This is a genomic window from Acuticoccus sediminis (assembly GCF_003258595.1).
Classification (GTDB): Bacteria; Pseudomonadota; Alphaproteobacteria; order Rhizobiales; family Amorphaceae; genus Acuticoccus; species Acuticoccus sediminis.
Window position 1 is genome coordinate 648645 of record NZ_QHHQ01000001.1, and the last position, 22848, is coordinate 671492.

The 22848-nt window shown below is 66.1% G+C and carries 25 protein-coding genes, 1 tRNA gene and 2 pseudogenes; 18 read left to right on the forward strand and 10 right to left on the reverse strand.

What is annotated here, in order from left to right:
* Positions 1–24: 24 nt before the first annotated feature.
* Together DLJ53_RS02820 and DLJ53_RS02825 are read right to left on the reverse strand one after the other, a co-directional pair.
* Positions 25–1629, reverse strand: a complete 1605-nt coding sequence (locus DLJ53_RS02820) for an ammonium transporter family protein (protein WP_244934992.1) — start codon at positions 1627–1629, stop codon at positions 25–27.
* A 33-nt stretch (positions 1630–1662) separates the two neighbouring features.
* Positions 1663–2001, reverse strand: coding sequence for a P-II family nitrogen regulator (locus DLJ53_RS02825; RefSeq protein ID WP_111342162.1), 339 nt, complete (start codon positions 1999–2001; stop codon positions 1663–1665).
* A 189-nt stretch (positions 2002–2190) separates the two neighbouring features.
* Between DLJ53_RS02825 and DLJ53_RS02830 the strand changes: the two genes are divergently transcribed.
* Together DLJ53_RS02830 and DLJ53_RS02835 are read left to right on the forward strand one after the other, a co-directional pair.
* On the forward strand, positions 2191–2604 hold the full coding sequence (locus DLJ53_RS02830) for an EVE domain-containing protein (protein WP_111342164.1): 414 nt from the start codon (positions 2191–2193) through the stop codon (positions 2602–2604).
* 14 nt (positions 2605–2618) lie between these two features.
* Complete coding sequence (locus tag DLJ53_RS02835) at positions 2619–3257, forward strand: class I SAM-dependent methyltransferase (RefSeq protein WP_111342166.1); 639 nt, start codon at positions 2619–2621, stop codon at positions 3255–3257.
* A 26-nt stretch (positions 3258–3283) separates the two neighbouring features.
* Here DLJ53_RS02835 and DLJ53_RS02840 read toward each other — a convergent pair whose 3' ends face one another.
* On the reverse strand, positions 3284–4012 hold the full coding sequence (locus DLJ53_RS02840) for an SDR family NAD(P)-dependent oxidoreductase (RefSeq protein ID WP_111342168.1): 729 nt from the start codon (positions 4010–4012) through the stop codon (positions 3284–3286).
* A gap of 155 nt (positions 4013–4167) precedes the next feature.
* Between DLJ53_RS02840 and DLJ53_RS02845 the strand changes: the two genes are divergently transcribed.
* Positions 4168–4986 carry a CE1 family esterase gene (locus DLJ53_RS02845; protein ID WP_111342170.1) on the forward strand — a complete coding sequence of 273 codons (819 nt, stop codon included), beginning with the start codon at positions 4168–4170 and terminating at the stop codon, positions 4984–4986.
* A gap of 3 nt (positions 4987–4989) precedes the next feature.
* A complete protein-coding gene (mepA, locus tag DLJ53_RS02850; RefSeq protein ID WP_111342172.1) occupies positions 4990–6027 on the forward strand; it encodes a penicillin-insensitive murein endopeptidase in 1038 nt (345 codons plus the stop codon).
* On the opposite strand, the gene msrA is transcribed toward mepA, so the two are convergent.
* Complete coding sequence (gene msrA / locus DLJ53_RS02855; RefSeq protein WP_111344005.1) at positions 5967–6617, reverse strand: peptide-methionine (S)-S-oxide reductase MsrA; 651 nt, start codon at positions 6615–6617, stop codon at positions 5967–5969. The genes mepA and msrA overlap by 61 nt on opposite strands.
* A 24-nt stretch (positions 6618–6641) precedes the next feature.
* Positions 6642–6968 (reverse strand): hypothetical protein, encoded by a 327-nt coding sequence (locus DLJ53_RS02860; RefSeq protein WP_111342173.1) that lies wholly within the window; start codon positions 6966–6968, stop codon positions 6642–6644.
* A 101-nt stretch (positions 6969–7069) separates the two neighbouring features.
* Between DLJ53_RS02860 and DLJ53_RS02865 the strand changes: the two genes are divergently transcribed.
* Both DLJ53_RS02865 and DLJ53_RS34615 read left to right on the forward strand, forming a co-directional pair.
* Positions 7070–7159: transfer RNA gene (locus DLJ53_RS02865), tRNA-Ser, on the forward strand.
* A gap of 609 nt (positions 7160–7768) precedes the next feature.
* The gene (locus DLJ53_RS34615) at positions 7769–7993 is read left to right on the forward strand and encodes a hypothetical protein (RefSeq protein WP_146619865.1); all 225 of its coding nucleotides are present in this window, start codon (positions 7769–7771) and stop codon (positions 7991–7993) included.
* A 90-nt stretch (positions 7994–8083) separates the two neighbouring features.
* On the opposite strand, the gene DLJ53_RS02875 is transcribed toward DLJ53_RS34615, so the two are convergent.
* Positions 8084–8953, reverse strand: coding sequence for a transglutaminase family protein (locus DLJ53_RS02875; RefSeq protein ID WP_111342176.1), 870 nt, complete (start codon positions 8951–8953; stop codon positions 8084–8086).
* A 140-nt stretch (positions 8954–9093) separates the two neighbouring features.
* Here DLJ53_RS02875 and DLJ53_RS02880 point away from each other — a divergent pair, with 140 nt between their 5' ends.
* Together DLJ53_RS02880 and DLJ53_RS02885 are read left to right on the forward strand one after the other, a co-directional pair.
* Positions 9094–10005 (forward strand): transglutaminase domain-containing protein, encoded by a 912-nt coding sequence (locus tag DLJ53_RS02880; RefSeq protein ID WP_111342178.1) that lies wholly within the window; start codon positions 9094–9096, stop codon positions 10003–10005.
* A gap of 225 nt (positions 10006–10230) precedes the next feature.
* Entirely contained in the window at positions 10231–10527 is a 297-nt protein-coding gene (locus DLJ53_RS02885) for a hypothetical protein (RefSeq protein ID WP_202912968.1), read from the forward strand.
* Between the two features lie 4 nt (positions 10528–10531).
* Here DLJ53_RS02885 and DLJ53_RS02890 read toward each other — a convergent pair whose 3' ends face one another.
* From DLJ53_RS02890 to DLJ53_RS02905, 3 genes are all read right to left on the reverse strand, one after another.
* On the reverse strand, positions 10532–11569 hold the full coding sequence (locus DLJ53_RS02890; RefSeq protein ID WP_202912969.1) for an extracellular catalytic domain type 1 short-chain-length polyhydroxyalkanoate depolymerase: 1038 nt from the start codon (positions 11567–11569) through the stop codon (positions 10532–10534).
* Positions 11570–11755: 186 nt separating this feature from the next.
* Complete coding sequence (locus DLJ53_RS02895; RefSeq protein ID WP_111342182.1) at positions 11756–12139, reverse strand: CopG family transcriptional regulator; 384 nt, start codon at positions 12137–12139, stop codon at positions 11756–11758.
* A gap of 547 nt (positions 12140–12686) precedes the next feature.
* Entirely contained in the window at positions 12687–12887 is a 201-nt protein-coding gene (locus DLJ53_RS02905; protein ID WP_111342186.1) for a cold-shock protein, read from the reverse strand.
* Between the two features lie 431 nt (positions 12888–13318).
* Between DLJ53_RS02905 and DLJ53_RS35060 the strand changes: the two genes are divergently transcribed.
* The 10 genes and pseudogenes from DLJ53_RS35060 to DLJ53_RS02955 all read left to right on the forward strand — a co-directional run.
* Complete coding sequence (locus tag DLJ53_RS35060; RefSeq protein WP_162408803.1) at positions 13319–13462, forward strand: hypothetical protein; 144 nt, start codon at positions 13319–13321, stop codon at positions 13460–13462.
* Positions 13459–13749 (forward strand): hypothetical protein, encoded by a 291-nt coding sequence (locus tag DLJ53_RS02910; RefSeq protein ID WP_146619867.1) that lies wholly within the window; start codon positions 13459–13461, stop codon positions 13747–13749. The genes DLJ53_RS35060 and DLJ53_RS02910 overlap by 4 nt, the downstream gene beginning before the upstream one ends.
* A gap of 62 nt (positions 13750–13811) precedes the next feature.
* Positions 13812–14861: a fatty acid desaturase gene (locus DLJ53_RS02915; RefSeq protein WP_111344007.1), complete on the forward strand. Its 1050-nt coding sequence runs from the start codon at positions 13812–13814 to the stop codon at positions 14859–14861.
* 74 nt (positions 14862–14935) lie between these two features.
* Positions 14936–15736 (forward strand): hypothetical protein, encoded by an 801-nt coding sequence (locus tag DLJ53_RS34620; protein WP_146619868.1) that lies wholly within the window; start codon positions 14936–14938, stop codon positions 15734–15736.
* A 520-nt stretch (positions 15737–16256) separates the two neighbouring features.
* Positions 16257–17921, forward strand: coding sequence for an endonuclease toxin domain-containing protein (locus DLJ53_RS02930; protein WP_111342194.1), 1665 nt, complete (start codon positions 16257–16259; stop codon positions 17919–17921).
* Positions 17918–18445 (forward strand): contact-dependent growth inhibition system immunity protein, encoded by a 528-nt coding sequence (locus tag DLJ53_RS02935; protein ID WP_111342196.1) that lies wholly within the window; start codon positions 17918–17920, stop codon positions 18443–18445. Before DLJ53_RS02930 ends, DLJ53_RS02935 begins: the two co-directional genes overlap by 4 nt.
* Positions 18446–18605: 160 nt before the next feature.
* A complete protein-coding gene (locus DLJ53_RS36600) occupies positions 18606–18920 on the forward strand; it encodes a transposase (RefSeq protein WP_111342198.1) in 315 nt (104 codons plus the stop codon).
* A pseudogene (locus DLJ53_RS36605) lies at positions 18917–19471 on the forward strand (IS3 family transposase); the annotation flags it as partial. The gene DLJ53_RS36600 and the pseudogene DLJ53_RS36605, both read left to right, overlap by 4 nt.
* Positions 19472–19535: 64 nt before the next feature.
* On the forward strand, positions 19536–20939 hold the full coding sequence (locus DLJ53_RS02950) for an IS30 family transposase (protein WP_111342201.1): 1404 nt from the start codon (positions 19536–19538) through the stop codon (positions 20937–20939).
* A pseudogene (locus DLJ53_RS02955) lies at positions 20938–21240 on the forward strand (transposase); the annotation flags it as partial. The gene DLJ53_RS02950 and the pseudogene DLJ53_RS02955, both read left to right, overlap by 2 nt.
* Before the next feature lie 359 nt (positions 21241–21599).
* Here the strand turns inward: DLJ53_RS02955 and DLJ53_RS02960 are convergent.
* Positions 21600–22786, reverse strand: a protein-coding gene (locus tag DLJ53_RS02960) for an IS3 family transposase (RefSeq protein WP_111342203.1) whose coding sequence is annotated in 2 segments (ribosomal slippage) — positions 21600–22534 and positions 22534–22786 — 1188 coding nt in all. Because the reading frame shifts where the segments join, the coding sequence is not laid out codon by codon here.
* Positions 22787–22848: the final 62 nt, after the last annotated feature.

Sequence of the window (22848 nt, forward strand, 5' to 3'; positions counted from 1 at the left end):
CGGTGTCCGGACCGCCCTCGAAGGTTAGACGCGGCCGGACCCGAATTCGGGGTAGGCGAGCACGCCCACCTCGCTGGAGTCGAGGCCGACGGCTTCTTCCTCCGGCGTGGCGCGCAGGCCGATGACCGCAGCCAGGATCAGCCAGACGATCAGGCTCGAGAAGAACGCCAGGGCACCGATCGAGACCACGCCGATGAACTGGACGTAGTAGGTCGGGTCGCCCTCAGCGCCGGTGTAGGAGAACGGCACGATCATCGTGCCCCAGATGCCGGCGCACAGGTGCACCGGGATCGCGCCGACCACGTCGTCGATGCGCATCTTGTCGAGCAGCGGGACGAAGACCACGACGATCAGACCGCCGATACCGCCGATGAAGCAGGCCGTCGCGACGGAGGGCATCAGCGGCTCGGCCGTGATGGACACGAGACCGGCGAGGGCGCCGTTCATGGCCATCGTGACGTCCACCTTGCGGTAGAAGATCTGCGTCAGGAAGACGGTGACGATCACACCGGCCGCGGCAGCCGCGTTGGTGTTCACGAAGATCTTGGCGACCGAGGAGGCGTCGACCATCGAGCCCAGGGCGAGCTGCGAGCCGCCGTTGAAGCCGAACCAGCCGAGCCACAGGATGAACGTGCCGAGCGTGGCGAGCGGGATCGAGGAGCCCGGCATCGGGTGGATCACGCCGTTCGCGCCGAACTTGCCGGCACGCGCACCGACGACGAGAGCGCCGGCGAGAGCGGCCCAGCCACCGACCGAGTGCACCAGCGTCGAACCGGCGAAGTCGGAGAAGCCCATCTGGTCGAGCCAGCCCGTGCCCCACTCCCAGGACCCCGTGATCGGGTACAGGATGCCGGTCAGGAAGACGCAGAAGATCAGGAACGGCCAGAGGCGCATGCGCTCGGCGATCGTACCGGAGACGATCGAGCAGGTCGTGGCGCAGAACACCATCTGGAAGAACCAGTCGGAGTAGGCCGAGTAGTTACCCGTGTCGGCATCCGTCGCCGGGAACGCCTTCACCGAGAAGGTGCCCATGTAGTTGGCGAGGGCCTGGATGTTGTTCGCCGTATCGACGTTCTCGTACATCAGGTTGTAGCCGACGAGCCAGAACATGATGCCAGCGATGGCGTAGAGGGCGAGGTTCTTCAGGCACTGCATCGCCGCGTTCTTGGAACGGACGAGACCGGCCTCGAGCATGGCGAAGCCGGCGGCCATGAACATGACCAGGAAGCCTGCCATCAGGAAGAGCAGGGTGTTGAAGATGTAGGCGACGTCGGAGGAGACCGCGGGCGTCGGCGCGGCGGCTTCCTGGCTGGCGGCGGTCGGCTCTTTCGGGCTGCCCTCTGCGCCATCGGTCGGGATGGCCTGAGCGACGGCGTCGACGGCCTTCTCCGCCTCGGCGGCGACGCCTTCAGCGGCGCTCTTCACCTCGTCGGTCACCGACGGGGTGGTGGTGGTCGTCGTCGTGTCGGTCGTGGTCGTCGTTGTCGTGGAGTCGGCCTGCGCAAGCTGGATGAGCGCTGGCTCCGCCATGGGCTGGGTCGACGTGTCGGCCTTCGCCCACACGGTCGTCGCCGAGAGGGCGAGCGCAAGGCCCGCTCCGGCGAGCTTCAGGAGCATTGAGTTCTTCATGTGGCTGTGCTGTCCGCGATGGTTGGGAACTTTTTAAAGGGCTTCTGCATCCACTTCGCCCGTACGCACGCGCACCGCGCTGTCGAGCGTGTAGACGAAGATCTTGCCGTCGCCGATCTGGCCGGTCTTGGCGCTGGTCTGAATCGCCTCGATGACGCGCGGTGTCATCTCCGAAGGGACGGCGACTTCGATCTTGAGCTTGGGCAGGAAGCTCACGGCGTACTCGGTACCACGGTAGACCTCGGTGTGACCCTTCTGCCTCCCGTAGCCCTTTACTTCAGTCACCGTCAGCCCGGCGACGCCGATGGACGAAAGCGCGTCACGCACCTCATCCAACTTGAACGGCTTGATGATCGCCATCACAATTTTCATTGGCATTCCCTATATCTCCCCCGTGGGCTGATGGGTGCCCGACGGCGGTCAACACCGGTGCCCTTCAAAAGCCGTGCCAACCGCTGGGCTCCCTTTTGCTCGCTTGGTGTACAACGGGCATGCCTAAAGAAAAAGCAAATGCTTTTTGTGACAGCGGCCTTATCCCAAGGCCGAAACGAGAGGACCGCGATGCGCTATTGGCTGTTCAAGTCCGAGCCGGGGACTTGGAGTTGGGACGATCAGGTGAATGCAGGAAAAACCGGCACGGAATGGGACGGCGTGCGCAATTATATGGCACGCAACCAGATGCGTGAGATGAAGAAGGGCGACAAGGGCTTCTTCTACCACTCCGTCAACGCGAAGGAGATCGTCGGAACGGTGAAGGTGGTGAAGACCGCCCACCCGGATTCCACCGACGATTCCGGCACATGGGAGTGCGTCGACATCGCGGCCGACAAGCCGCTCGCACGCCCCGTGACACTCGCCGAGGTGAAGGAGGAGCCGGCGCTTGCCGAGATGGCGCTGATCAAGAACTCCCGCCTTTCGGTGCAGCCCGTCACCGAGGAGGAGTGGACGACGATCATGGCGATGGCCAAGCGCTGACAGGCACCCATCCGATGGATCGCGCTGCGTTCATCAAGGCCAACACACTCCTCACCGCACCCTCGCACGTCCCCGAGATCGTGCTGCATCTCGCCGACGAGGCGCTGCCCCTGTGGCAGAAGACCGAGGAGGAACTCGGGGAGGCGGGACTGCCGCCTCCTTTTTGGGCATTTGCCTGGGCAGGTGGGCAGGCGCTCGCCCGCTACATCCTCGACGACCCGTCGCTGGTGGCGGGGCGGCGGGTGCTCGACGTCGGCGCCGGCGGCGGGATCGCGGCGATCGCCGCGGCGCGTTCCGGCGCGTCCTCGGTGCGGGCGAACGAGATCGACGCGTTCGCCCTCGAGGCGATCGCGCTCAACGTCGCTGCCAACGGGGTGAGCGTCGACGTGGTGAGCGGCGACCTGCTCGGCGGGGAGGCGGATGCCGACGTCGTCCTGGCGGGTGACATCTTCTACGAGCGTTCCCTCGCCGACCGGGCGTTCGCGTTCCTGCGCCGGGCCCAGGCGGCGGGCGCGACCGTTCTCATCGGCGACCCGAAGCGGACCTACCTGCCGGCGGATTCGCTCATCGTTGTGGCGACCTACGAGGTGCCGGTGCCGCTCGCCCTCGAGGACGCGGACGTCAAGCGGACCCGCGTCTGGCGCCTCGCCTGAGCGAACCGGCCCTGTGTGGCGCGCCGCTAGAAGCGCTCCACCCAGGGCCGCACCTCGGTCTCCCACGACCACGCGCTACGCGGCAGGTCGAGCGCGGCGAGGGCGGCGTCGGCGATGGCGTCCGGATCGAGGTGGGCGTCGGGCGAGGCGGGCGTGCGGGCCGGGCTCGCGATGGCGCCGTCGATGACGACGTGCAGCGTGTGGATTCCTTGCGGCTGGAGCTCGCGCGCCATCGATTGCGCCAGTCCCCTGAGCGCAAACTTGCCCATTGCGAAGGCAGCCGACTGCGGCATGCCCTTCACGCTGGCAGTGGCGCCGGTCAGCAGGATGCGCCCGCCGCCAAGGGGGAGCATGCGCTTCACCGCCTCCTGCGCCACCAGGAAGCCACCGAACGCCGTGACGCGGATCGCCCGCTCCACCTCGTCGGGCACGAGGTCCACCAGCGGCGCGCGGACACGGGCGGAGGGGTTGTACATGACGAAGCTCGGCGGCCCGAGGTCGCGCTCGACCTCGGCGAATAGCCGGGCGGTCGCGGCCGCGTCCCCGGCGTCGAAGGCGTAGCTCCGGGCGGCGATCGCCTCGGCCTCCTGCGGCTTCGGCTTGCGGGAGGCGAGTGCGATGGACATCCCGCGTGCCGCGAGCTTGCGCGCGACGGAGCCCGAGAACCCTGGACCCGCCCCCACGATCAGCGCCACGCCCGGATCCGCCGCGCCCCGATCCACCGCGTTCCGTTCCGAATCGTCCCGTTCCGGCATGGCTCACCTCCGCGTGTTCCGCCCGGGGAGATGCGTGCCGCGAGCGGCTGTGACAAGTCCACGGCAGCGCTCACCAATTCGCGGCGATGACGGGGACGTGACCTGCCCTGGCGAGCGGCAGCGTGCTACGCAGGGGTCCCAGGGAGGAACGCCGCATGTTCAATCGTCTCTTCGCGCCCCTGGTCCTCACCATGCTTCTGAGCGTTTTCGCCGATGCCGGCCCAGCGCTCGCCTGTGGCGCGGACAGCGACTGCACGGTCAGCGGCCGCACCTACCGGATCGCCCTGCCGAAGGGCGAAGGCCCCTTTCCGGCGATCCTCTACTTTCATGGCTACGGCGGCTCCGCCGAGGGCGTGATGGACTTCACGGCGCTTCGCGAGACGGCGGACCGGCTCGGCGCCGCGCTGATCGCGATGGACAGCGCCGGCAAGGGGTGGCTCATCCGCAACGCTCCGCGCCGCGGCCTCGAGGACAGCGACATCGAGCTCGATGCCGTCGACGCCGTCCTGGCGGACGTGACGAAGCGGTTCGAGATCGACCCGAAGCGCATCATGGCGGCCGGCTTCTCCGGCGGTGCGATGATGACGTGGACACTGGCGTGCCGGCGTGGCGCTGACTTTGTCGGGTTCGTGCCAATCGCAGGGACGTTCTGGGCGCCAATCCCGACGGATTGCGACAATCCACCGGTCGACATCCTGCACTTCCACGGAACTTCCGACACCGTGGTGCCGCTGGCCGGGCGGGCGATCGGCGACACGCGGCAGGGAAACGTTGAGGAAGCGGTGGCGGCCTTCCGCAAGGCGGCCCACCACGGCGCACCGGAGACCGTCGACGCGCCGGAGGGGCTGGCGCTGACGTGCGACGGGTCGTCCGGCGACGACGGCACGCGCATCATCGTCTGCCTTCACGACGGGGGCCACGAGGTGCGTCCCGGCTGGATCGCCTGGGGCTGGCACCTCTTCATGGACGACTGAGCGATGCGTCCCCACGACGCGGCCGCCGCCCTTGTGCTTCTGGTCACGCTCGCCGTAGCGCCGGCCGCCCGATCGGCAGATGCGTCGGCGGCGACCGGCACGCCGAGGACAGGCGAGGGGATCGTCGTCGCTGACAGCCGGGCGAAGGTGAAGCCCGTGGCGCGGACGACGGCGCGCAAGGCCGATCCCGACCCGTCACTGGCGAAGGTCCGCTTCGCCGCCGTCACCGGGCCCACCGCGCCTCCCGCCGAGCCGCTCGGGCGCTACGGCAAGGGTTGCATCGCCGGCGCGGTTCAACTCGCGGCGGAGGGGGCGCATCATTCGGCGATGCGTCTGTCACGCGGGCGGCGCTGGGGGCACCCGGCGACGATCGCCTTCGTGGAGGACCTCGCCGCGGCGGCGGCCGGCGGCGGCCTCAACGGCATCCTGGTCGGCGACATCAGCCAGGCGCGCGGGGGGCCGATGCTGTTCGGCCATTCGAGCCATCAGGTGGGGCTCGACGTCGACATCTGGTACGCCCGCCGACCCGAGACGCCGCTCACCGACGAGGAGCGCGAGACAAGGCCATTCGAGTCGGTCCTCAACGCGGACGGCACGACCGTGGACCCGGCGAAGTTCACGCCGGAGATTGCGGCCCTCGTGCGCGAGGCGGCCAGCGACCGCCGGGTGGCGCGCGTCTTCGTCCACCCGCACATCAAGAAGGCCATGTGCGCGATGAGCCGGCCGCACCGCCGGTTCCTGCGCCGGATCCGCCCCTGGTACGGCCACGACGAGCATTTCCATGTGCGGCTGAAGTGCCCCAGGGGCGCGCGCGGGTGTGATCCGCAGCCCGACCCGCCGAAGGGCGACGGATGCGGGGCGGACCTCGACTACTGGTATACGCCCGCCCCGTGGACGCCCGACCCCAAGGCCCGGCCCGGTGAGCCGCTCACCGTCGAGCGGATGCCGCCGGCGTGCCAGCGGCTCCTCGACGAGCCGGACTACGCCGCGGCGCCGGTGCCGACGGGACAACTGACGCCGGTACCGCCCAGTCCGCAGTAGCCGTTCGGCACCTTGTGCAGGTACTGCTGGTGCTCGGTCTCGGCGTAGTAGAACGGCGCGGATCCGCGGATTTCGGTGGTGATCGGCCCGTAGCCTCTGGCCTTCAGCGACGCGTCGTAGCGCGCCTTGACCGCCTCGGCGGTGGCGCGCTCCTCGTCCGACCCGACGAAGATCGCCGAACGGTACTGCGTGCCGACGTCGTTGCCCTGGCGCATGCCCTGCGTGGGATCGTGCGACTCGAAGAACGTCTTCACCAGTGTCTCGAACGAGACGACCTTCGGGTCGTAGACGATGAGGACCCCCTCGGTATGGCCGGTGCGGCCGGTGCAGACTTCGCGGTAGGTCGCGTTCGGCGTGTGTCCGCCGACGTAGCCGACGGCCGTCACCTTGACGCCCTTGGTCCTCCAGAAGATCCGCTCGGCGCCCCAGAAGCAGCCGAGCGCGAAGACGACGGTCCGCAACCCCGTCCAGTCGCCCTTGAGGGGCTCGCCGCTGACGGCGTGGACCGCGGCGGTAGCGATCGGTTCCGGGCGCCCGGGCAGTGCGTCCTCGGCCGTCGGGATCTCGAGAGATTTTCCGAAAAGCTGCATGAGGTTCATAGCGCCACTCCTTGGTTACCGGACCCTATAGATGAGTTGTCCGATGAGCAGGCACAATGCGGCGAGGATGATCAGGCCGAGCCAGCTCGGCAGGAGCAGGAAGGTGAGGATGCCCGGATCCCAGATGGCGGGGTGGAGGTAGCGCTGCACTGCCGGCTGGGCGAGCTGCAGCGTTTCGGGCGAGAGGCGGAACCAGAGGTCGCCGAGCTGCATGCCGGCCGCGTTTTCGTCCTGGATCATTCGCCAGATGCTCAGGGAGCCGGTGACGAGGGCGCCGAGGAAGAAGACGTAGCCGAGGATCTGGAACGGCAGCGAGATCAGCCACCGGAGTGTACGGAACATGGGAAAAAGCCTCCAGGCGCGCATCGGCCTTGTGTCATCGTGTGTGATCCACACATCCCCTCTTAACGCGGCCGAAGTCTTCTGCTAAGCGGGGTCCGTCCGGAGGGGTGGCCGAGTGGTCGAAGGCGCACGCCTGGAAAGTGTGTAGGCGGGAAACCGTCTCGAGGGTTCGAATCCCTCTCCCTCCGCCATACTCAAGCGAGAGGATCTGGGGTCGAACTGTTCTCCGCTGCAGTCAGGCGCGCTGTCCAACGCGTTGAAGTTGTCCCCGGCCGTTGATTTGCCCCGCATGCTTTGCTCAGTGGAATGGCGCGGCGGCGGGCTGATGCGGTACGATGAGACTGCGAGTTGAGATTGCGGTCGTTCGCATCGAGTTCGCGCTCGTCAGGGCTTTCTGGCTTGAAGTTAAGCTCCAAGCTGCGACCGAAGTCGACCACTCTGCATTTGAGGGTCGTTTCAAGAGCGCGACTCGGTCCAGCGAGGATATGCTGCTCACGCATCTCGGCACGCTGGGCCGCGCCAGGGCATTCTTCCGAGCATCGACGTCGCGTCACAGGAGACGCTGGCTGAGTGGGATCGCGATGTTGCCGACTGCCGCCTGGGCGCTAACGCCCCTGCTTGTCCTCTACCTAGCTGAGGAGTTCGGCCGGCAGCATCGTCGGCGGCCCATTTAGCGGCATTGCCATGGTCGCCGGCGGGGTCGAGCAGACCGTCGCCCATCCGCCGTGCCGCCTCAATTGATCCGAGGGAGGTCATCGAGGGGCAGGTCAGCGCAACAGGCGGCGAGCCGGACGCGCCCCATGAACCGGCTGTCAACGCCATGCGCGCTCTCGTACCAAGCGGCAACGACAAATGCCGGCCGGGTGCGTCGCGAGGCCATTGAAGCGCTGGCGAGCGCGTGCGGTATCCCGGTCGAACAGGCGAGGGCGCAAGTCGCCGAACTCGAAGCCAGCTACGAGTGCACCGTCAACCGAGTCGCGGCCGCAGCCGCGCGGGCTGCGAATGCGGCGGCGACCTGGTGTTGACCGGGCCACTACTCGCGTTCGCGGGGCTCGTCCTCAGCGTCATCGCCGGTTGGCTCAGCGGTCTGTCGGGCGTCACGCAAGTTAGCATCCTCACCGCACGCGGAGCACGGCGACCTCCACTTCCATCGACGTCTGTGCTGCGCCGTCGAGGGAAAGGTAGGTGCCGCTGACGGGCACCGCCTGCGCAGGCGTACGGGTCGTCGCCACGCGCACGAGGCTTCGGCTCGCGACGATCCGGTTGGTCGGATCGAACTCGACCCACCCGGCCCCCGGCAGGAACACGTCAGCCCAGGCGTGCGTCGCGCCGCCGCCGGTCATAGTATCGGCGTCCGCGGTGTCCACAGCCGGGTCGTAAAGGTATCCGGTGACGAACCGCGCCGCATAGCCGAGGGATCGCGCCGCTTCCATGAAGAGGAAAGCGAAATCTCGACAGGAGCCGCTTCCCGCGGCGATGGTCTCGGCCGGAGACTGCACGCCCATCTCGTCTCGGCGCCGGTACAGGAAACTGCGGTTGACCGCCGTCGACAGGGCCTCCAGCACCTCGGCGCTCCCTTCCGGCAGTTTCGGCAGAACCGACGACACCCAAGTCTTCACGACCTCGGTATCGCGAGGCCGGTCGATCGCGACGAGGGGGGCGAGATCAAACGCCTCGTCCGGTTCATACCGCGGCGGATAGGCGCCCGCGCGGCGGCCGATGCGCGGCAGCGGATCGTCGAGAGCGTATCGCCGCAGTCGCAGTTGGCTGGCAATAACGAGTTCCTGTGCCCGATCGTGGAACGTCAGCCGCGCCACGGAGTTTCCGAATGCGTCGTAGGCCCATCCGACATCCGCCGGTGGCGAGACGGTCAGGCTCGATGCCAGGATTCGCATGTCGTGTCCGTCACGGGGCCTGAGCATCAGGTCGTGTGGGCCAAATTCCACGGGTCGGTCGTATGAGTACACCGTCTTGTGAGATACCATCAGCGCACTCACGATCGTAATTCCACGTAGTTCGTCCTTTTATTTTATTTAATCGACGCTATATTTGCACTGTTCATTGATATAACAATGCCCAAGAGCGCAGAATTATTTGTTCAGTTTGCGGGTGTAGAAAGGTGCGAATGTATATCCGCTTCGGATTTGAAATCGCGTTGAATTGCAAGACGCCCACGACGCTCATTCTCGGGTTGTCGCCTCACTCCACCCATTCCGATCGCATTATCGGCTCCGACCGTCTGGAGGTTGAGCCCGAGCTCGCGATGGACGATATCCTCGATCCGTTCGGCAACCGGCTCATACGGCTGAGGGCCCCCACCGGTCGTCTTACACTGAATTCGGACTGCGTCGTGGAGGTCGAGGGGGAGCCCGACCCGTTCAACTGGAACGCGCAGCAGCGGGAGGTCGCGGACCTGCCGCCCGAAACGCTGCCCTTCCTGATGGCGAGCCGCTATTGCGAGTCGGACATCCTGCGCGATGACGCGTGGCGCCTTTTCGGTGGGACGCCGATGGGCTGGGCGCGCGTGCAGGCGATCTGCAACTTCGTGCATAATCACCTGACGTTCGGCTACGGTTTCGGCCGTCCGACGAAGACGGCGGCGGACGCGTTCAAGGAGCGCACCGGCGTCTGCCGGGACTTCGCGCATCTTACGACCGCGCTTTGCCGCGCCATGAGCATCCCGGCCCGGTACGCGAGTGGCTATCTCGGCGACATCGGCGTTCCCCCGTCGGGCCCCGGCGACTTCAGCGCGTGGACGGAGGTTTACGTCGGCGATCGCTGGTACACCTTTGATGCGCGCCACAACATCCCTCGCATCGGACGCATCCTGATGGTCCGTGGACGGGACGCGGCGGACGGCGCTATGATGACCACGTTCGGGGCATACGACCTGGAGCTGTTCAAGGTGTGGACCGAAGAGGTGCAGGGCCGCGGCGACGACGACCTGAAGGCGCTGTTGAGCCGCCATCCGGACGCCGAGGCGTTGACGCTCAAGCCCGTGGAATCGGCGCTACCGGCGCAGGTCGGGATCGGATAGCGACAGCAATTGCGGTGTCCCGCGCAGGAGACGTCGCAGCGATGGAACGCCCGTTCCCGACCTTTGTTGCGCACCGGGATCCGTGCGCGTTTTTTCAATGACGGCGCTGAATGTGATCTGTCAGTTGGTCTCGGGCTTAGCGGGACTGGGCTCGTCCCTGGCCGAGGGCGAACCTGAGCGGATGTAGGCCCACCGCTTCGACTATAATATTGAAAGGATAACTTCGTGACCGAACGACGTGAGCTGTACCGAAGTCCCAACGGCGACGCCTGGTTTCTGGGCCGCGAGCCCCGCGACGGGCAGGCTTTCGTCATCCATCAGCCGAACGCGCCGTCTGGCGGTCGGTTGTCACACATTGATCTCCGGAGCTTCCTCAAGGAAGGGGCGGACGGCCCTGAGCATCGCGCTCTGCTGAGGCTGATCGCAACACTCGTCGACGTACCGCCGTATGCGCAGCGCGCCGATGAGAGCGCCCCGCGGGATCTTGCCGATCGTCGCCCGGCCAACCCCCGGGGCCTGTAAAGGACTAAGTCGGTCCGTCCGCGGCGAGGAAGAAGCGGATCATTGCGGCCGAAGCATCGGGGCCGACCGGGTCGGTGTAGGAACCGGCCTCCGATCCCCCCGCCCACGCGTGACCCATCCCCTCCACAATTCGCATCTCGGCGACGACGACGCCGTCCCGCTCGAGCCGATGCACGGTCTCCGGTCGCCCGTTCGGCGAGCCAGCGATCCGCTCGACGCTGCGTCGACCCACGGGCAACAGGTCCTCCATCGCGTCGAAGATCGACGCGGCGTTGCTGGGGACCACGGTCGTGTCGGCAGTGCCGTGGACGATGATCAGCCGCGGCTGCGCGTCCGTCGCCGGCCCGGCTCGGAGCGGGCCGCCGCTGCCATTCATTGCCGAGAACGCCGACATCACGTCGGATGCGGCACCGTAGCCGAGCCCGGAGTGGATCCCGATCGCATCGTAAATCTCCGGATAGGTCGCCGCCACCACCGCCGCCATCGCACCGCCGGCTGACAGCCCGGCGACGAAGACCCGTCCGGAAGGGATGCCGAACTCGTCCCGCAGCGCCGTCGTGAGATCCGCGAGAATGGCGGGCTCGCCACCGCCGCGGCGTTGATGGTTCGGGTCGAACCAGTTCCAGCACCCGGACATATTGGCCCGCCGCGACTGGCCCGGGTACGCGACGAGGAGCCCATGTGCCGCCGCAAGGCGGTTCATATCCGTTCCGGCGGCAAAGTCGTCCGGATCCTGGTTGCAGCCGTGCAGCATGACGACGAGGCCGTTTGGCACGCCCGACGTCGTTGCGGGGACGTAGAGGCGGTAGTCACGGCTCCCCGCGCGCCCTTGGAACGTGCGCGAGATGAACCGCGCGTCGGCGGGGGATGTCCGTGGCGCAGCGGGGGCGTGGGGGGCAGGGCTTCGGGCACGTCGCGCCTTGAGCATCTCGACGACCTTGCCGAGCGGGTAGGTCGGCCGCCCGGATGACTGGGGCTCGCCGCGCGGGACCCGCGCCGTCGCAAGCTGCGTGTGACGCGGCGCGACGATGCCGGGCGGCACTGGTGCCGCCTCTGCGTCGGGCGTGAACGCACTTGTGCCGCCGAGGTTGAGGGCGGAACGGATGATCGCCGTCGCCTGTTGAGGCTGTCCGTCGCGCACGGCGGCAGTCGCCTGACGCATGGCCGAGGCCAGGTGTTTGTTCATGGAGGTCCTTCGCCGACGATGGCCGGCAGTACGAGTGTCCCGTCAGGCAATGCGGTCGGCGATCGCCGCCTTCACGTCCCGGCTCGCGTGGAGCGTCCCGAGAACGGTGATCGAAGCGATTGTGGCCGCGGCGAGATCCGGCGTGACGTCGGCTGCGATCCGCATCAGCCCGACGACCTTGATGTGAAGCCGTTCGCCTGCCGCCAGCGCCGCTTCCAGTTCTCGCCTCGTGACGTCGCGCAGGCCGAGATCGAGCATGTGGCGATCGATCGCTCTCGAGACCTCACCAGCGTGCCCCGTGATCTGGTTGCGGATCGCTGTGCGAATGAAATCGGTCCGGTTCTGGTAGAACCCTTCCTGGACGAGCAGATCGATCCGGCCAAGGTCGACCGGCCCGAGGTTGATCGTGATCTTTTCCGTCTCCATCCGCGCTCGACCAAAGGTCGCCTCTCGCCATCCATATGGATGGTTTATGGATGGCGAATGGAAGGTCGGCAAGAGCAGTGCGAGGCGCGCAAAGTTGGGACAGCCAACCCCTACCGGTGGTCAAGCCATAGGCACGAGTTCGCTCGTCGGCACGAAGGTGAGAGCGGGCGCGATAGGGCGGGTCCACAGCAGGCTCCGCGTCTCCAGCTCCGACAATCCGCTCGCGTGCTCGTCGCGACGGTCACGGGTGGCGCGACGCACGCTTGGGCGGATATTGTCGTCCCGGGGTGCCGGCTGGATCGAGGTTGACCGGACGAGCAACACGCTCGCGAGCCGCAATCGCATTTGCCTCGCGGCGGCGTGTTCGCCCGCACACGCTGTTCCGCTTAACGGCTTCTTCCAGCCGAGCGACCAGCGTCTCCTCGGGGTGTTCGTGAACGTTCCCGTCGCGCGTCCAGGCGACGGAAGTGCATCGCCGGCATCTATCGGGTCATGTGAAAAAGGAGAGCCCTGGGACTCTCCTTTCGCGTCGTCAGTTGGTGCTCGCTCAGTCGACGAGCTGGAGGTTCGCGGCCGACTCGCGGCCGTCGCGACCGCGTTCGACATCGAAGGTCACCTTCTGGCCTTCACCGACGCCGCCGCGCTCGACGGCGGAGATGTGAAGGAAGACATCCCGCGAACCCGTCTCCGGCTGGATGAAGCCGAAGCCCTTTTGAGAGTTGAACCACTTCACGGTGCCATTGGTCATCGTGTTTCTCCATAGAAAGATGCTGCCCGCCGGATGCGGCAGCCTGGCTGCAGTCTGAGCAAAAATCGCGAACTGAAGCCGCTTGGAGACAGTGTTCGATTATTGTAACTTAGCCAAACGCAGATGTACCTCCCGCTATGCAATTGCAAGCAAAAGATTTTCTGCCATAGAGCCGCCGCCACCACATCGGTGGGCGGTCGAATTTGGCCTGCGAGAACGGGAGGTAATCCCGATCCAAAGATTGGTCATTGCGCTTTGTCCTTTTCGCCCTGGCTATAGAACTAGGTAGGAGCCGATCTGGCTTGCCGATCTTCTTCGTTTAATCTTCATCGTTCGGAACGGCAGCCTTCGGTCGCGCCTGACGGGCTGCGTTCTTCGCATGCCTACGCAAAGGAATTCGTGTGGCGAAAAACCAGAAACGAGCAGAATCGATGCCGAAGACCGCAGACCCAGCCGCCAAGAAGGCGAAGAAGGCTGCCGGCCCGAAGTACCTCCGTGACTCCATGACCTCCGTCCCCACCGCGACCAACATGATCGGCAAGGGCAAGACACCGCGCGGGGGCAGCAAGGCATGACCGGCTCTCGCCCCACCGACGCCATGGAGACCATGAGCGGGGCCGACCATCAATTGCCGGCAGAACTCTTCGTCGCCCGGCGTATGAATTCCAAGTGCGGCGGGCTTCACCACCACCGCTTCGTGACCGCCGTCGAAGCGATCGAAGTCGCGGGCGCGAATTACTCCTCTCTGCGGCCTGACGACCTCGTCATGTCGGTCGGCAACAAGCGCTTCGACGTTTCTGCGGTGAAGTTGATGCGCCATCGCGCGAACGAGCAGCTGAACGCTGCGGAACCGGACCTGTGAACGACAGAACGATCGGCGCCGGCGGCTCCCCGGCCGAGCCAGGATGGCAGGCGGCACCGGCGATGGTAGCCCCGCGCCGGCCTCCCGCACTCGATCGTTCGGAGGCACGGGATCCGCGCGCGCTCAGCCGGGCGCTGAAAGCCTATGCCGCGCCCGACGTGGGCCGAAGCCTCTTCGAGGTCGCAATCTCGGTCGCGCCGTTCGTCGGGCTATGGTTCGCCATGTGGCTGGCTCTGAGCGCCGTCGGCTACGCCCTGACGCTAGTGCTGGCTGTGCCGGCGGCCGGCTTCCTCGTGCGCATCTTCCTCATCCAGCATGACTGCGGCCATGGCGCCGTGTTCAACCGGCAATCTGTCAACAACTGGCTCGGCCGGGTGCTCGGTGTGGTGACGCCGACACCATACGACCACTGGCGCCGCACGCACGCGCTCCATCACGCCGGTTCCGGCAACCTCGATCGCCGCGGCATCGGTGACGTCGAGACGCTGACCGTGCACGAATATCTTGCACTGGGCCGGTGGGGCAGGCTCCGGTACCGCCTTTATCGGCATCCGCTCATTCTGTTCGGCGGCGGGCCGTTCTTCGTCTTCTTGCTGCATCATCGGCTGCCGATCGGCTTCATGCGCGCCGGCCGCATTCACTGGGTGAGCACGATGGGCACCAACCTCGCCATCGCCGGTGCGGTCGGCGGGATGGCGTGGGCCATCGGCATCGTGCCGTTCCTGATGATCCACCTGCCGATCGTCCTCCTCGCCTCCGCGGCCGGTGTCTGGCTGTTCTACGTCCAGCATCAGTTCGAAGAGACCCAATGGGACACGTCGGACCGCTGGACGCATCCGACGGCTGCACTGGGGGGAAGCTCGCACTACGATCTGCCCACAGTCCTGCGATGGGTCACGGCGAATATCGGAATCCATCACGTCCACCACCTGTCGAGCCGGATCCCGCACTATCGACTGCCTGAGGTACTGCGTGACTTTCCCGAGCTTCGCGAGATCAACCGCCTGACATTCGCGGACAGCCTGAAATGTGTCCGCCTGATGCTGTGGGACGAAGGCCATCGGCGCTTGGTGTCGCTGCGATCCATCCGCCAGGGCCCGGCGAAGCCGTAAGATTTGGCGACGTCATCTGGCCGGCGGTCCCTGTCACGCAAGCGTTCCGACGCACGAAAACGTAAGGGATTCTCATGACAAGCCTGTTCAGACTGAGGTGGGGTTTCGCCTGGCCGACCGCAGTCGCAGTTTCGCTTGCGTGTTTTGCCGTCGCCATCGCCTCCGACGCTTGGGCGCAGGACGGCAGTCAGCGAAGGTCGGTCACGCATTCGGATGGAACCGGCGCGCCGTGCGATGCCGGATACCGGGCCGATCCCCAAGGTGGTGCGTGCGCCCCGATCGTTCTCCCCGAAAACGCCTTTGCAACGGGCCTGGCGTATGGTGAGGGGCGGGCGTGCAAACACGGCTACCTTCCGTCGAATGGCGGCGATGAGTGCGTTGCAGTAAATCTACCGGACAACGCCTATCTGACCGAACGCGGCGATCGGTGGGAGTGCGATCGCGGGTTCGCCCGTCGAGAGGGCAATTGCCTGCCGATTGCGATCCCGGAGAACGGGTACCTTACGACCAACACCTACGATGGTGGATGGGACTGCGAGCGCGGATTTCGCAAGGAGTCCAGCGCGTGTGTCGCGATCGCAGTGCCGGAGTTCGGGTACCCCACGAACACCGACTATGGCAGAGGCTGGGAATGCGACCGCGGTTATCGGGAGGTCGACGGCGCATGCGTCGCGGTTCGGGTGCCCGAGAACGCATATCTCTCCGATCGCTCGTACGGACGGGGCTGGATGTGTGAGCGCGGCTACAGCGAGACGACCGACTCGTGCAGCGCCATCGTTCTGCCGGAGAACGCGCATCTCGACCACAACGGCAACCGTTGGACCTGCGATCGCGGATTTGAGCGACGTGGCGACGCCTGCGTCCTGCGCGACTGATGTGAAGGACGCGCGTGTATGAAGCGGACACGTGCGTTTCGGCCTTTGTCCTCGGTTAGTGTTTGTAGCAAGAAAGATGCCTGCGGTCCGCACTGGGGACCTGGTGCCGCCCCAACTGGCACAGCCCGGCGTCGAGATGGCGGAAGACATTCAAGACGTTGATGCCTAAGAGATCGACGCGGCTCTTCGCGAGGGGCTGCCGATCCTCACCGAGAATCTCGTTGTCGAATGTGAGGGCCGTTGGCTCCTGCGCACCTGTGTGGTGGACCGTGCCGAGACCCTCGGACGCACCTCGGTGATCTCGCAATCGCCCTCCGCACCCCGATCAAGGCCAGCCGCGCCGCCGGAAAGCACCGAAACACTGGCGCTTTTGTCGCGGGATGAAGTGGAGAATATTCGCTCCCAGACCCTCTCCCTCCGCCATACCCAAGCGAGAGGATCTGCGGTCGAAATGTTCTCCGCTGGCAGCATTGACGCCGTGAGCCGCCCGGAAGTTGTCCCCGCTCATTGAATTGGCCGCATGCTTTGCTCCGACGAATGGAGCAGCGGCGGAACGATGAGGCATGACGAAGCAGAACTCGCAAGATTGCGGGCGGACATGGCGTTCACCCGCTTCGAGTTCGCGCTCGTCAAGGCATCGTGGCTCGAAACAAAGCGCCAGTCTGCCGCTGCGGCCGAGCACGTCGCGCGGCGCGCCAGCTTCGAAGCGCGCCTTCAAGCGGCGATCGAGGCGAACAGCGCGATGCTGCTTGAGCGGCTCGGAGTCATATCGCTGCGCCCCGCCGACATTCCGAGCGCCAAGGGCGCGCAACAGGAGACAATGGCAGAATGGGACCGCCGAGGGCCGACCCTAACCGAGGAGTGGTCCGACGATCCCGCTCGCGCTGCCGCCGCACTTCAGATCACGGAAGAGGTACACGCGCGACGCTTCGCGGGTCGCATCAACGCCGAGCGGCAACAAGCGCTCGGTGTCGACCGATACATCTGGCGCAGTCGCGACGACGCCGTCGTTCGGGATCTCCACGCCGATCACGATGACAAGGTCTTCTTCTGGGGTGAGCCGCCGGAGGGTGGGCATCCCGGCGAAGCCTGGAATTGCCGCTGCTTTGCCGAGCCGTTCGTCGCCGACGGAGCGGAGTGGCGTCCGACGATCGATGCCGGCTTCGACCGGGCCATTTTCGATGCCAATCTCGAGGGCGCGCGTGTCGGCGCCGTGGACTTTCTGTCCGATCTCGTCCCGTCACTCGATGACCTGTGGGCGCTGCTGGACGCGATCGGCGCCCTGGCCGAGACGGGGAGCGCCGCGGCGGAGCTCGCTTATCTCGTCGTCAAGGAACAGGCGCTCGGGCTCGACGACCGGGAACGCGCCCGGCGCGATGCGCTCCGCGGCGATGCGCAGTCATGGGTGGACGGCCTCGCCGCCTCGCTCGGCGACGCGCCTGATCTGGCGCGCGCGCTGTTCGAATATGTGCGCGGGGTCGAGGCACGGCCCGAGGCGCTGGAAGGGGCCCACCGCAACGGTCTCGCCACTCAGGCCGATGTCGAGGCCGCGTACCGCGAGCGGGCCCGCATGCGGACCCTCGTCGCGCTCTACGGCCTGTCGGCCGTCCTCTCGGGTGGCGCGGCGGCGCGCGGTCTGGTCAAGCGGCTGCTGCGCAGGCCCGATGGTCTTTCCGACGACGCGGCAGCGGACGATCTCGCCGCACTCGCGAGCCGCGCGCGCAAGCTGTCCCCGGACGGCGAGTGGAACCGCATCCCCAATCCCGGCATCGTCTGGGGAAGGGGTATCAAGGCACAGGGCGATCCATGGGAGCGCCACCTTGCCGAGCAAGGTGTTCTCGGCGACTGGCTCGGGGAGCGCGCGCCGAACTTAAAGACGTTCGACTTCTTTAGCCGAAACTCGCGCGTCGCAATCATTGGCAAGACACTCAACACCGCTGCCCCCGGCTACACCCGTCGGCCGCGTAGTATCTTCAGCCGCATCAAGGGCTACCTCGACGAGATCGCTGAGTTCGAGGGGGATGATCGGAAGGGCTACCGGATCCGGCAAGGCGAAATCGAGCTCCGGCGCATGGAGCTTGCCATTCCGTCCAGGACGACGGCAGAGCAGATGGACGAGATCAACCGCGCAAGGACCTATGCCGAAAGCCTCGGGATCGAGTTGGAGGTGACGATCATCGAATGACGAGGAAACCGTTCAATCCACCGCCCCCGAAGGAGCGGAAAGAAGCGACCGTGGTTGCGTTCCGGGCTTTCTACTGGATCCACTCCTGGGCCGTCTATGGCGCATCGCTGCTCGACCCCGATGGCATCGATGCTGACTATCCGCCCGACCTTGGCGATTCAGAACTCGGCGCTGCCGCGCGCGAAGCGCTTCTTGCAAGCCGCTTCATCGGACCGGACCATCCGGACTGGGACCGCGTCGGTGCGTATTTCACTCGCGAGAAGGACAAGGAGCTTTCGGCACGCTTTCTCGCGCGCGCCGGGGTGAAGACCGAAGCGACCCTCTACAAGGGCGCCGCGAACGTCGCTCTCACGCTCCGCGACGGGACGATCAGCCTCGAGCCCTGGAAATACGAGGGACGGGGAGGCTTCGGCGGCATCAGGGGCGTGGAGCCCACCGAGCTTCCCGAAACGATATCCGACGAGGAACTCGGCGCCGCCATCCGCGCCGCTATCGAGGTGAGCCGCGCCGTCGGAAAGCGCTGAAACGCTGGCGTTTTCAGCGAGAGGCGGAGCGGAGAACGTTGGCCCCCAGACCCTCTACCTCCGCCATCACATGAGTTCGAACGATTCTCCCCGGTTCCAGCGAGGGTCTGGAGTTCCCCCGGTTTCGTGGACACACTTGCCCTAAGAGGAGAGTGCCGCGATGCCGAGAACGAGAAGTCCCTACCCGCCGGAGTTTCGAGAACAGATGGTTGCGTTGGCGCGTGCCGGTCGCAGCGTCGAGGATCTGGCGCGCGAGTTCGAGCCGTGTGCCCACACGATCCACGGCTGGGTTCGTCAGGCCGATCGTGACGGCGGCAGCCGCAGCGACGGGCTGACGGGCGAGGAGCGCGAGGAGCTTCGGCGCCTTCGCCGCGAGAACCGCCAGCTGAGGCAGGAGAGAGATATCCTCTCAAAGGCCGCAGCCTGGTTCGCACAGGAGAGCGGCGCGATGCGCTCTCGGTCTTCCGATTCATGACTGCGAACCAGGCCGTGTACCCGATCCAGACGATGTGCCGTGCGTTCGGCGTGTCCCGTGCCGGCTTCTACGCCTGGCGGGATCGAGAGCCCAGCCGGCGGGCGCGCAGCGATGCCGCCCTCGCGGCCCGCATCCGCACGATCCACAAGGCGTCGAGGGAGAGTTATGGCGCCCCGCGCATCCACGCCGAGCTCAAGGAGGCCGGCGTCGGTGTCGGCCGCAAGCGCATCGCACGGCTGATGAAGGAGGAGGGCCTTGCCGGCGTCAGCCGCCGAAGAGGAACGCGGACGACGTTCCGCGACGAACGGGTGCGGCCAGCCGCGGACCTCGTCGACCGGAACTTCCGCGCCGAGGCGCCCGACCGGCTGTGGGTGGCCGACATCACCTACGTCCCGACCTGGGCCGGCTTCCTCTATCTCGCCGTCGTTCTCGACGCCTTCTCGCGCCGGATCGTCGGCTGGTCCATGGGGCTCGACCTGAAGACCCAGCTCGTCCTCGACGCGTTGAACATGGCGCTGACGCAGAGGCGGCCCACCGGCGTCATCCATCACTCCGACCAGGGGTCGCAACTTGGTCTCAAACGGTCGTTGCAACGCTCTGCTGAACGAGGTTGCAATGGCAGGAAGGCGGCGCTCGGAGCGATCGACACGGAAGGCTCTTCGTTCGCCGGGGCGGCCACCGGTTGCGCGGCGGGAGCATCGGCAGGCGTTCTGGTCGGCGATCGCAGGTGGACGTTCGAGCGAGGACGCCGCCACCGATGCAGGCGTATCCGTTCCGGTGGGAGCCAGGTGGTTCCGGGAGGCCGGCGGCATGCCACCATCGCACTTCGCTTCGTCGGCAAGACCGCCGTCTGAGCGGTACCTGTCCTTCGCTGAGCGTGAGGAGATCGCGGTGCTGCGCGCAAAGGGGCACGGCGTGCGCGAGATCGCACGGCGCCTCGGGCGGGCGGCCTCCACGCTCTCGCGCGAGCTGCGGCGTAATTCGGCCACGCGCAGCGGCGGTTTCGAGTATCGGGCGACAACCGCACAGTGGCACGCCGACCGCGCAGCGCTTCGTCCCAAGCCGGCGAAGCTAGCCACGAACGTGAAGCTGAGGGATTATGTGCAGGAGCGGCTTGCCGGCCGGATCGCCACGCCAGACGGTAAGAAGGTCGCCGGCCCGAACGTGGCTTGGAAGGGTCGCCGGACCGGGCCGCGGCAGGATCGGCGTTGGGCCCGCGCCTGGAGCCCGGAGCAGATCGCGCGCCGTCTGAGGCTCGACTTCCCGCAGGATGAGAGCATGCGCATCAGCCACGAAGCCATCTATCAGTCGCTCTACATCCAAGGGCGGGGCGCGCTGAAGCGAGAGCTGACCGCCTGCCTTCGAACGGGGCGGGCTCTGCGCATGCCGCGCTCGCGTGTGAGCGGCCGAGGCAAGTCCTTCGTCACGCCCGAGATCAGGATCAGCGAGCGCCCGGCCGAAGTTGCCGACCGTGCGGTTCCGGGCCATTGGGAAGGCGATCTGATCATTGGGCTCAACCGTTCAGCGATCGGCACGCTCGTCGAGCGCACCACGCGCTTTACGATGTTGCTGCACCTGCCGCCTCTTCCCGGGCACCGGGACACGCCGCGAGCAAAGAACGGACCCGCTCTCGCCGGCCATGGTGCAGAGGCGGTACGCGATGCGATCGCAAGCGCGATGACCACGCTGCCCGAGCAGCTGCGTCGGTCGCTGACTTGGGATCAGGGTGCGGAAATGGCGAAACATGCGGAGCTACGCGTGGAGGTCGGACTCGAGGTTTACTTCTGCGATCCTCAAAGCCCTTGGCAACGCGGCAGCAACGAGAACACTAACGGTCTTCTGCGACAGTATTTCCCAAAGGGCACCGATCTCAGTGTCCATGGCATAGATGAACTCGCAGCAGTCGCCTGCGCCCTCAACAGTCGGCCCCGCAAAACCCTCGACTGGAGAACACCCGCTGAGGTCCTCGACCAGCTCCTTCGAGCCGGTCATATTGAAACTGTTGCGACGACCGATTGAGTCCACCCAATACACGTCCGTGGCCTTCGGCCTCAGATGCAAGGAGGCCGGCGTGCGCCCGTCCATGGGGTCGGTCGGCGACGCCTACGACAACGCGATGTGCGAGAGCTTCTTCGCCACCCTCGAGTGCGAGCTCCTCGACCGGCGCAAGTTCCGCACCAAGGCCGAGGCCAAGATGGCCGTCTTCCAGTTCATCGAGGGCTGGTACAACCCCGGCCGCCGCCACTCCGCGCTCGCCTACCTGTCGCCCGTCAACTACGAACGTGCCGCAAAGCAGCGGCTACAATCTGTAAGCCCTTAACTGTCCGCCCAACCGGGGCAACTCCAGTCAACAAACACCAAGAGCCGCGCGCCGCCGCGCGAGAGCTGTTGACCGCGGAGGTGCCGGACATGCGCGAGTTCGTTCTCCCAACGGCTTCATTCTCTGAAGCTGTTGACTACAAGAGCTTAGTCAACAGCATCAAACTGTCCAGAATGTCTGAGGTTTTCGGCGATTGATCCGCGGCGGTTCTGTGTGCTCGAGCGATAAGCGTTCGACGCCCACATCGAATTCAAGGCCGAGCTGCGGTCCAAAATGACCCACTCCGAGGGTGGGTCAGATTTGGAGCGGTGTTGGCAACTCCGACAACACTCGAGCTTGACTGACCTGCCACTGAACGTTCATCCAGCGACGACTGGAGCCTCGATTGTTGATGCGCCATTTGGCTCGGCGTGAGCAATCGGCGCCGCCGCGGAGCTTTCATCCGGCGGAGCGTCGGTGCCGATTGCGGTGATGGTGGTCGCGAACTGGGCCGGAGTGGCGTAGCCCAAGGCGGAGTGAGGCCTCTCGGTGTTGTAATCGCTAACCCACTCGGAGATGGCATTGCGGGCGTGATCGAGGCCGAAGAACAGGCTCTCGTTGAGCAGCTCGTCGCGCATCCTGCCGTTGAAGCTCTCTATGAAGCCATTCTGCATCGGCTTGCCCGGCGCGATGTAGTGCCAGTCGACCTTGTGATCCTTTGACCATGCTAGGATGGCGTTCGAGGTGAACTCGGTGCCGTGGTCGGAGACGATGACGCCAGGCTTGCCGCGGCTGGAGATCAGATCCGTGAGCTCGCGCGAGACGCGCCGGCCGGAGATCGAGGTGTCCGGGGTCGCCGCCAGGCACTCCCGCGTCACGTCGTCGACGATGTTGAGCACGCGGAAGCGCCGGCCGCAGGCAAACTGGTCGTGGACGAAGTCGAGCGACCATCGCGCGTTGCGCTTGGCCTCGACCAGGATCGGCGCCCTTGTTCCGACAGCGCGACGCCGGGCGCGGCGCTTGCGGACGGTGAGGCCTTCCTCGCGATAGACGCGGTAGATTCGGTTGATGCCCGAGGGCTCGCCCTCCCGCCGCAGCAGAATGAACAGCCTTCGGTAGCCGAAGCGACGCCGCTCGTTGGCGATCTCGCGTAGCCGGCCGCGGAGCTCGGCTTCGTCGGGCCGACGCGACCGGTAGCGGATCATCTTGCGGTCGGCGCCGACGATGAGGCAGGCCCGACGCTCCGACAGGTTCATCGCGGCCTGCAGGTGAGCGACGGCTTCGCGCTTGGCGGCGGGCCCTACCATTTTTTTGACAGAAGCTCTCGGAGCGCGGCCGCATCGAGCATCTGCTCGGCGAGGAGCTTCTTCAGCTTCGTGTTCTCCTCCTCTAGCGCCTTCAGTCGCTTTGCGTCGGACACGTCCATCCCGCCGTACTTCGACTTCCAATTATACAGCGTCGCCTCGGAGACCCCGTGCTTGCGGGCGAGATCCCCTGTCTTCGCTCCCGCCTCATGCTCGCGCAGAACCGTAATGATCTGCTCTTCCGTGAACCGCTTCCGCTTCATCCGTCCGTCCTTCCCTCGGGTCGGACTCTAATCGCTCCTGGAGGAAAAACTCAGTAGCAGGT